At 59.9% G+C, this 9,074-nt stretch carries 7 protein-coding genes and 2 pseudogenes; 5 read left to right on the top strand and 4 right to left on the bottom strand.

The features are described 5' to 3' along the window. Positions 1 to 72: 72 nt before the first annotated feature. On the bottom strand, positions 73 to 531 hold the full coding sequence (locus tag HT737_RS05050) for a transposase (protein ID WP_182401711.1): 459 nt from the start codon (positions 529 to 531) through the stop codon (positions 73 to 75). Between the two features lie 336 nt (positions 532 to 867). Here HT737_RS05050 and HT737_RS05045 point away from each other — a divergent pair, with 336 nt between their 5' ends. The 3 genes and pseudogenes from HT737_RS05045 (at position 868) to ligD (ending at position 5,815) form a co-directional block, all read left to right on the top strand. After that, the gene (locus HT737_RS05045; protein WP_182401708.1) at positions 868 to 2,247 is read left to right on the top strand and encodes an iron-containing redox enzyme family protein; all 1,380 of its coding nucleotides are present in this window, start codon (positions 868 to 870) and stop codon (positions 2,245 to 2,247) included. Between the two features lie 10 nt (positions 2,248 to 2,257). Beyond that, positions 2,258 to 3,212: pseudogene (locus tag HT737_RS05040) on the top strand (methyltransferase). Positions 3,213 to 3,229: 17 nt separating this feature from the next. Next, positions 3,230 to 5,815 carry a DNA ligase D gene (gene ligD, locus HT737_RS05035; RefSeq protein ID WP_182401706.1) on the top strand — a complete coding sequence of 862 codons (2,586 nt, stop codon included), beginning with the start codon at positions 3,230 to 3,232 and terminating at the stop codon, positions 5,813 to 5,815. On the opposite strand, the gene HT737_RS05030 is transcribed toward ligD, so the two are convergent. Next, the gene (locus HT737_RS05030; RefSeq protein WP_041073505.1) at positions 5,816 to 6,238 is read right to left on the bottom strand and encodes a hypothetical protein; all 423 of its coding nucleotides are present in this window, start codon (positions 6,236 to 6,238) and stop codon (positions 5,816 to 5,818) included. A gap of 68 nt (positions 6,239 to 6,306) precedes the next feature. Beyond that, positions 6,307 to 6,621 carry a DUF2388 domain-containing protein gene (locus HT737_RS05025; RefSeq protein WP_025111286.1) on the bottom strand — a complete coding sequence of 105 codons (315 nt, stop codon included), beginning with the start codon at positions 6,619 to 6,621 and terminating at the stop codon, positions 6,307 to 6,309. 186 nt (positions 6,622 to 6,807) lie between these two features. On the opposite strand from HT737_RS05025, the pseudogene HT737_RS32585 reads away from it, so the two are divergent. Next, positions 6,808 to 7,566: pseudogene (locus HT737_RS32585) on the top strand (MCP four helix bundle domain-containing protein); the annotation flags it as partial. Continuing rightward, the gene (locus HT737_RS32580; protein WP_373557812.1) at positions 7,558 to 8,421 is read left to right on the top strand and encodes a methyl-accepting chemotaxis protein; all 864 of its coding nucleotides are present in this window, start codon (positions 7,558 to 7,560) and stop codon (positions 8,419 to 8,421) included. The pseudogene HT737_RS32585 and the gene HT737_RS32580, both read left to right, overlap by 9 nt. Before the next feature lie 40 nt (positions 8,422 to 8,461). Here HT737_RS32580 and HT737_RS05015 read toward each other — a convergent pair whose 3' ends face one another. Then, positions 8,462 to 8,899, bottom strand: a complete 438-nt coding sequence (locus HT737_RS05015) for a hypothetical protein (RefSeq protein WP_182401702.1) — start codon at positions 8,897 to 8,899, stop codon at positions 8,462 to 8,464. Positions 8,900 to 9,074 lie beyond the last annotated feature (175 nt).

Raw genomic sequence — 9,074 nt, 5'->3', positions numbered from 1 at the left:
CCTTCGGCAGCTCCTACAGGGGAAAATCGTTCCAAATGTAGGAGCTGCCGAAAGGCTGCGATCTTTTGATCTTCAGAGCCAGACTGCGTCCCATAGCGGGTAATCACCCAAGCGCTTTACCAGACCTGCCCGCAATGGATTCATGACAATGTAGCGGGCAGCCGCTTTCAAATCTTCATCGCGACGCAGAGCTCGGTCGTGATAGCCGCGTTGCCACAGGCTTCCCCGGCTGTCAGACATCAGGTTTACCGACCGACAGCTACGCGATTTGACGCGGCACATCAGCTGGGCCAAGGAGCCTCGTTTCAGGTCGACCAACCAATGCAGGTGATCCGGCATGACCACCCAAGCCAAAGACACGCCCAATCCTGCCTCATCTGCCGCGCGCATCTGCTCAACCAATAATCTTCCGACTTTCCAGTCGGAAAAAACCGGCCGACGCTCCTTAACCACCGCCGTCAGCAAATAAACCCGCCCAACCTCCGAATAGCGTCCCTTGCGTAAACCGCAGGCTTTTGCAGCTTCAGGCATTCCATTGCCCTCCGTAACCATCGTCCTTCAACACTAGCTGCCCAATGACAGTTCACGAACCCAAGCCATTACACGATGTAAATGTAGGAGCTGCCGAAGGCTGCGATCTTTTGATCTTGATCGTAAAAGACAAAATCAAAAGATCGCAGCCTTCGGCAGCTCCTACAGCGACCAACTGACCAAGTGACCAAGTGACCAAGTGAAAGAGAATTGGCGCTGATCGCCGTCCGTCAGGGCGTTTTTCATGTCGATTGAATTTTTCTCCGTAGCGGTTGCTCTGCTGCTGTAGAGGCGTGAAACAACGCCCTGACCGGCCAACCGAACGAGAACACTGACATGACTGCCCTGACTTCCCTGCCAGCGCCGAGCGCGCAGCCACAGCCGATCATTGCCGACGGTGACCTGCGGCGTATTTATGAAGCGCTGCTGCTCGAGCATTCGCCTGACACCCTCGCGCAGGATTTTCTCGCCGAGCAGTTGCAGCGCGCCGCGCTGCTGCCTGAAGAACTGCCGCAGGATCCGTCGGTGTGGCAGGACTGGGTCGCCGGGCACTGCACCGAAGTTGCCCGGCAGTACGCCGATTACCTGCAACAGCGTCAGGCGGGCGGACCGCGCCAGTACTTCAGCAACAAGGCTCATGCGTTGTACTTTCTGCAAGCCGTGGCACCGACCAAACTGGTCGATGGCGCGTGGCTGTACGGCTTGTTGGCGCAATGGCGCGACCCGCGTTTTGATGGCTTGCTGTGTACCTATCTGGAAGAACTCGGCGACGGCAATCCTGCGCAAAACCATGTGGTGATCTATCGCAAACTGCTCGCTGAACACGGTTTGCAGGATGCCGGCGCCATCGCCGACGAGCGCTACCTGCAAGGTGCATTGCAACTGGCACTCGGTGCCTGCGGTGAAGCTTGTTTGCCGGAGGTGATCGGTTACAACCTCGGTTACGAACAATTGCCGCTGCACCTGCTGATCAGTGCCTATGAGCTCAGCGAGTTGGGCATCGATCCGTACTATTTCACCCTGCATGTGACCATCGATAACGCCAGCACCGGCCATGCGCAAAAAGCCGTGCAGGCGGTGCTCGACCTGCTGCCCCTGGAAGCGGATCGCAGCGAGTTTCTGCGCCGGGTAGCGCTGGGCTATCGACTCAACGATCTGGGGCAGGGCAGCCGCGCCATCATCGAGGGTTTCAACCTGGAACAGGAAGTGCTGGCGATGCTCGAGCGCAAGCGTCCGTTTGGTCAGCACATGCATTCCGACTACTGCCGCTTCGACGGCAAAACCGTCAATCAGTGGCTGGCCACGCCCGAGCAACTGCCCGGGTTTCTGCAGGTGATGCAGGACAAGGGCTGGATCAAGCGCAATCAAGATCCGCAGGCCAGCCGTTTCTGGCAGTTGATCGACGGCGACGGTGCGGCGATGTTCGGCGTGTTCAGTCCTTATGAAAAGCAACTGCTGCACGACTGGATCGCCGGCGACTGGACGTCCTCGGAGAGGAATACGACGCCAAGACGCAGCCGTCAGGTCGCCACCCCTGACGCCGCCGTGCCCGAACACGATCCCGATGTGCAGCGTCTGACCTGCGCGCTACAAGGCCAGGACGGACACGCGCAAATGGCCACGCTGATCCCATGGCTGTCACCGGCCCGCCATGCCCACCCGGCGGGGCTGTTGGCAACGCGTCGCTTCATCGAACTCAAATCCAGTCTGCGTTAAGGAATTCTCCATGAATCAGGAAGAACATTTGTCTGCCGACGACCTCACACTGCTGCAGCTCGGTCGACGCTTGCAGGCCGACGGTTATCGTTTCATCACGCCGACGCCTTTGACCCATCAGCGGGTCAACCAGCGGGACGAGGGGCAGGTGGCCGATACCTTGCGTGATGTCTTCGGCTGGTCGCGCCCGTTTGAACCGGGGTTGTTGTCCGCCGAAGAGCAGCGGCAGTTGCAGGAGGCGCAAGTGATTGACGCCTACGACGGCCGCTTGAAAAGCCGGGTGCGCTGGTCGAGTCTGGATGACTTGTTGTTCGTGCATTCGGGCTTTCCCACCGATGCCGCTGATTCGGTGTTTTTCGGTCCGGACACCTACCGTTTCGCGCAGTTGATTCACGCACATCTGCAGCAGAGCTTTGCACCGATCCAGCGTGCGGTGGATATCGGATGCGGGGCGGGCGTCGGCGCGATTCTGATTGCCCGCGCGCGGCGCGAAGCGCAGGTGTTGGCGGTGGACATCAACCCCCGCCGCGCTGCGCCTGACCGCGATCAACGCGGCATTGGCCGAGGTTGTTAACGTCGAGGTGCAGGCCAGCGATGTGTTGCAGGGTACCGACGGCGACTTCGACCTGATCGTCGCCAACCCGCCGTACATGGCCGATCCGGCCGGGCGCGCTTACCGAAATGGTGGAGGTTCACTCGGGGCCGGGTTGTCGCTGCGCATCGTCGAACAGGCGCTCAATCGGCTGGCACCCGGCGGCTCGTTACTGCTGTATACCGGCGTGGCCATGGTCGATGGCCGTGATCCGTTTTTCGACACCGTGGTGCCACGCCTGGATTCGGCGCGATTCGGTTGGACCTATCGCGAACTGGATCCCGACGTGTTCGGTGAAGAATTGTTGAACCCCGGTTACCAGCGTGTAGACCGGATCGCCGTGGTCGCGCTGACCGTGACCCGCATTGGCTGACACAAGGCAGGTGCGCCATGACCAGGAACCTCGACGACTACAACCGCATGCGCGATTTTTCGGCGACCTCGGAGCCCGCTGCCATCAAGCGTCGTGGCCGCAGCAAGGCGACTGAACATGCGCTGCAGTTCTGCATCCAGAAGCACGACGCTTCGCACCTGCATTATGACTTTCGCCTCGAACTTGATGGCGCGCTGAAGAGCTGGGCGGTGCCCAAGGGGCCGTCGCTCGACCCCAATGTCAAACGCCTGGCGGTGCACGTCGAAGATCACCCGCTGGATTACGCGACGTTCGAGGGCAGCATTCCCGAAGGGCATTACGGCGCCGGCGATGTGATCGTCTGGGATCGTGGTGTGTGGATTCCGCAGGAAGACCCGGCCAAGGCTTACGCCAAGGGCAAACTTAAATTCGAACTGCAAGGCGAGAAGCTGTCCGGCCTCTGGAATCTGGTGCGCACCCACATGCCGGGCAAGAAGGAAAACTGGTTTCTGATCAAACATCAGGACAGCGCTGCACGCCCGCAAGACGATTACGATGTGCTCAGCGCCGAGCCGCACAGCGTGCTCAGCGAACGCACCTTGATCGGCAAACCCAAGCTTGCCGCCGAGCAAGCCAAACCGGTGAAGAAGGCCCCGGCCAAACCGCGCAGAACGGCGTCCGGTACGCTCACGGGTGCGCGCAAGGCCAAACTGCCGGCGCAACTCAAGCCGGAACTGGCGACCTTGGTCGACAGCGCACCGGAAGGGCAGTGGAGTTACGAGATCAAGTTCGACGGTTACCGGATTCTGGCGCGCATCGATCATGATCAGGTGCAGCTGTTTACCCGCAATGGCCATGACTGGACGCACAAGCTGCCGCAACAGGCGCAGGCTCTGGCCGGGCTGGGCCTGGAATCGGCGTGGCTGGACGGCGAAATGGTAGTCGCCAACGAGCACGGTGTGCCGGACTTCCAGGCGCTGCAGAATGCGTTCGAAGCTGGAAGTAGCGGCAACATCGTCTATTACCTGTTCGACTTGCCTTACCTCAACGGCGTGGATCTGCGCGAAGTGCCGGTGGAGGAGCGCCGCGCCGCGCTGTCCACAGTGCTCGCTGGGCATCAGCAGCCCTTGCTGCGCTTCTCCGAAGCCTTCGACGAAACCCCGGACGCGCTGCTCAACAGCGCCTGCCAGATGCAAATGGAAGGACTGATCGGCAAGCGCCTGGGTTCGCCTTACGTATCGCGGCGCAGCAGCGACTGGATCAAGCTCAAGTGCAAGCATCGTCAGGAATTCGTGGTTGTCGGCTATACCGATCCGAAGGGCGCGCGCAGTGCCTTCGGCGCCTTGCTGCTGGGTTTGCATGACCGCGACAGTGGCGAATTGCGTTACGCCGGCAAGGTCGGCACCGGGTTCAACGACACCACCCTGAAAAGCATCCTTGCCCAACTCAAGCCGTTGCAGGTGAAGAAGGCTGCCGTGGTCAACCCGCCAAGCGGCTTCGACGCCAAAGGTGTGCACTGGCTCAAACCGAATCTGTTGGCGGAAGTGGCATTCGCCGAAATGACCAAGGACGGCTCGGTGCGCCATGCCGTGTTCCATGGTCTGCGCAATGACAAACCGGCCAGGGCAATTACCGAGGAGCGCGCGAAACCCGTGAAGACTTCAGCGAAAGCCACCCCATCGAAAAAGGCTGCACCGGCAAAGAAAAAGGCTGAAGCAGCACCGTCACAACTGGGTCTCGCCAGCGGCAAGGTGCGCATCACCCACCCCGACCGGGTAATCGATGCGGTCAGTGGCACCACCAAGATGCAACTGGCCGAGTATTACGCCAGCGTCGCCGAGTGGATCCTGCCGCAGCTCAAGGATCGTCCGGTGGCACTGGTGCGCGCGCCGGACGGTATCGCCGGCGAACTGTTCTTCCAGAAAAACGCCGAGCGTCTGGCGATACCCGGCATCACCACGCTGGACAAGGAGGTCACCGGTCAACCGGTGATGCTGATCAACAATGCCGAAGCCTTGATCGGCGCCGTGCAGATGAGCACGGTCGAGTTGCACACCTGGAACGCCACCACCGTCGATCTGGGCAAGCCTGACCGCTTTGTCCTCGATCTTGACCCGGATCCCGCGCTCCCATGGAAAAGCATGGTCGAAGCCACTGCGCTGACTCTGACCGTGCTCGATGAACTGGGGCTCAAGGCGTTTCTCAAGACCAGCGGGGGCAAAGGCATTCACCTGGTGGTGCCATTGACCCGCAAGCACGGCTGGGACGAGGTCAAGGATTTCAGCCATGCGATTGTCAGTCATATGGCGAACTTGTTGCCGGAACGGTTTTCCGCAGTCTCCGGGCCGAAAAATCGGGTGGGGCGAATCTTCATCGATTACCTGCGCAACGGTCTGGGTGCCACCACTATTTGTGCCTACGCGGCGCGCACCCGCGAGGGGCTGCCGGTGTCGGTGCCGCTGTTTCGCGAAGAGGTGGCGCAGATCAAGGGTGGCAATCAGTGGAACATCAGCAATGTCCATGAGCGCCTGAACGAGGTCGGCGACGCGCCGTGGGCCGACATGAAGAAAACCCGCCAGAGCATCACTGCAGAGATGCGCAAGCGGGTTGGCATGAAAAGATGATCAAGTGTCGCGCAGCAAGTCGTGGGCGTTGAGGAGTTCGAAAGCGATTTCAGGGTGGTTGCTCAGGCCTCGACGAATGGCCGCCGGAATCGCTTTGCGCGTCTTGCGGCACAGACCCGGCAGCGCTTCGATCTGAATCTCGATGCCGAGCATGGTGCGCACTTCATGAAAGCCCGGAGCAACTTCAACTCGCAGGCCCAATTGTTCGTGCATGCGATCTTGCAGATGGCGCAGGTCGGCGAGGTCTTTGAGTTGTTCCAGGCGGGCGAGCAGGATTTTTTCCTGCTCGCGAGTCAGGCGCAGGATACGCAGATCGCTGCCGGGATTTTCCAGCAACGATTCGCGCCCGCAATCGCAGGCGCCGGGCGGGCAGGGTGAGCGCAAAGGCGCAGGCGGCGCAAGAGTCGTCATGGCCTCCATCATAGAGGCCGTCGGACTGTTTTGCCTATGTGCCTTCAGTTGCCATCCATCGGCCGCTGCCTCCGTGACAACTACTGATTCAGGCCTTCGTAATGCACCAGAATCGCGTTGGCAAGGTCTTCATCGCTGGCGTTGAGCCCGGGGTTGTCGTGCCGGACCTGTTGCAGCACCGACTCCAGATAGACCCCTCGTATGGCACCGCCGCTGGCCACGAACGCTGACAGGTCATCGCGCGCCGGGATCACCATTTTGTGATCCTTGAAGGTCGAGTAAAGCGACGCGGAAACCCCCGCCGAGGTGGCGACATCGCCAGCATCGACACGGGCCAGAGCCGAGCCGACAGGCAGGCACAGCAGGAGAGAAGAAACGAGCACTAACTTGCGCATGACGGTGTTCCTCCACAAGCGCGAAGCAAAAAGGAAGACTACATAATCTCAGAGGTGCGACCTTTGCCGGAGTTCCGTTCAAACACGCGGATACTTGCTGAAACGCTCTGAAGCGGCACATCTGCACAAATAAGCTTAACTGAACTCCTGACAGGTGCATTCGGCGCGCCTCAGGAGGAACCCACCGTGTCGATCAAATTGCGTTTGCTGTTGCTGATAGCAACCAGCCTGCTGACAGCGCTGATCGTGAGTCTGGTCAGCTATGTGGGGAATACGCGGATGTCCGCGGCGGTAGACGACAACGCGGTGAGCATGACTGCGCTGCGCAATCACATGGAAGCCGACATGATGCACGATGCACTGCGGGCTGACGTGTACTCGGCGATGCTGGTGGGCCTGGGCAAAAGTACCGGCACGGCCGCTGAGGTGCGAGATTCGATCAACGAGCACGCGAGCCATTTTCGCGAAGTGCTGGATGAAAACCTCAAACTGCCGGTCAACCCGACAATCAAGACCGCGCTCGAACAGATCAAGCCCAGCCTGGACACCTACATCGAGGCGGCCGAGCGCATTGTCGGCCTGGCACTGGATAACCCGGACAGCGCGCAGCGGGAGCTCGGCACGTTCAATGCTGCGTTCAGTCAGCTCGAAGCGCAGATGGCCGCGCTCAGTGAGCTGATTGAAAGCAATACCCGGGACACCAGCAAAGCCACCGACAGCGCCATTCGAAATGCCAACATCGCCCTCGGCGTGGTACTGCTCGCCAGCCTGTTGCTATTACTGGCGCAAGGACGATGGGTGACCCGCAGCATCATGGGGCCGCTGAAGTCCGCCAACCACATCGCCCAAAGCATTGCGCATGGCAACCTCAGCGAGCCGATCAGCGAACCGGCCGGCAAGGATGAAGCCAGCACGCTGATCCGCAGCCTGGCGACCATGCAGCGCGATCTGCGAGACATGATCGACGTGGTGCGCCGCAACGCGCATGGCGTCAGTGGCATGAGCGAGCAGTTGAGTCACGGCTGCCATCAGGTCGCCGACAGCAGTCAGCAGCAAAGCACCGCCGCCGGCACCATGGCCGCTGCCGCGAGCCAGATGACCGCCAGCATCGAGGAAATCACCCGCCATGCCGAACGCGCACTGGGCATGGCCAATCAGGCCGAGTCGCTGGCCAAGAGCGGCGGACAGGTGATCCATCAGGTGGTCAGCGACATGGACGACATCGCCCGCTCGGCGCAGCAGTCGGCACAGGTGATCCGCACGCTGGATCAGGAATCCGAAGGCATCTTCAACATCATTCAGGTGATCAAGAGCATCGCCGACCAGACCAACCTGCTGGCACTCAACGCCGCCATCGAAGCGGCGCGGGCCGGCGAGCAGGGCCGGGGCTTCGCCGTGGTCGCCGACGAAGTGCGCAGTCTGGCCGCGCGGACCAGCGCCTCAACCCAGGAAATCGCGGCGATGGTCGCGCGCATCCAGAACAGTACCCGCGAAGCGGTCAGCAGCATGGAGGCCGGCGTGGCTCAGGTGGACAAAGGCATGGCGGTCACGGCTGAAGTCGAGCGGGCGATCCGCGAGATCCTCGACGCCACCCTCAGCACCACGCAACTGGTCAATGACATCACCCGCACCATCGGCGAGCAAAGCCAGGCCAGCAACGAAATTGCCCATCAGGTGGAAATGATCGCCGGGATGTCCGAGGGCAACAGCAAGGTGATCGGGCAGACGGCCAACACCACGGACGAGCTGTCGAGTCTGGCGGGGCGGCTGGCGCAGTCGGTGGATCGGTTTCGGTTGTGAGGGGAATGAACGTTAAATTAATGAGGAGCCTTGACACTACTCAAGGAATTTTTACGAGCGTCTGGACATAAAGTCTGAACTGATACTCGTCGTAAAAACGTTTCTTCATGTTGAATTCTGGCTTGAAGAAGGGATGCTTGTTTCTATTGCAGATATAGGCCTTTTTCGGGTTGTATTCCTTCAGGAATTCGACGCCGTGGCTTTCGGACATGAGCTTTATAGTAGATTCCAATTGTTCGGCTGCAACGCTCTGCCAGCCTGCCTTGTCCCGCTCTTTCAACTCGATCAGGTACAACTCTGAACCGACTGTCAGCATACAGTCGCATCGTGGCCTGCCTCTCGCGTCACCATCCTTGATTACACACTTGTCAATTGCAGTGAAAATGACATCCCTCTCTTTGGGGTTGCTGACGGTGGCGAGCCATTTGTTTTTTTTCAGCGGTATCCACATAGGCAACGGGTGAGGATTGATCGTCACAAAGGCCAAACTCTAGATCGTCGAAAGGGCCTTTCTGGCAGGCGGTATCGAGAAAATTCACGCCTCCAGCTCCTCCTCGATATCCAGGAGACGATCAAACATTTCATTCCCTTCGCGAAGCGACTCGTTGAGATAATTGCTATCAGAAGGGATACCTTCAGCCATTGGGAGCTTT

The organism is Pseudomonas sp. MD195_PC81_125, from assembly GCF_014060985.1.
Taxonomy (GTDB): Bacteria; Pseudomonadota; Gammaproteobacteria; order Pseudomonadales; family Pseudomonadaceae; genus Aquipseudomonas; species Aquipseudomonas parakoreensis.
This window is presented reverse-complemented; position numbering and strand designations above follow the sequence as displayed.

What these genes read in the sequence shown, in the direction of transcription:
- HT737_RS05050 (WP_182401711.1), bottom strand. Translation starts at nt 531, where the DNA reads ATGCCTGAAGCTGCAAAAGCCTGCGGTTTACGCAAGGGACGCTATTCG.
- HT737_RS05045 (WP_182401708.1), top strand. Translation starts at nt 868, where the DNA reads ATGACTGCCCTGACTTCCCTGCCAGCGCCGAGCGCGCAGCCACAGCCG.
- ligD (WP_182401706.1), top strand. Translation starts at nt 3,230, where the DNA reads ATGACCAGGAACCTCGACGACTACAACCGCATGCGCGATTTTTCGGCG.
- HT737_RS05030 (WP_041073505.1), bottom strand. Translation starts at nt 6,238, where the DNA reads ATGATGGAGGCCATGACGACTCTTGCGCCGCCTGCGCCTTTGCGCTCA.
- HT737_RS05025 (WP_025111286.1), bottom strand. Translation starts at nt 6,621, where the DNA reads ATGCGCAAGTTAGTGCTCGTTTCTTCTCTCCTGCTGTGCCTGCCTGTC.
- HT737_RS32580 (WP_373557812.1), top strand. Translation starts at nt 7,558, where the DNA reads ATGCAGCGCGATCTGCGAGACATGATCGACGTGGTGCGCCGCAACGCG.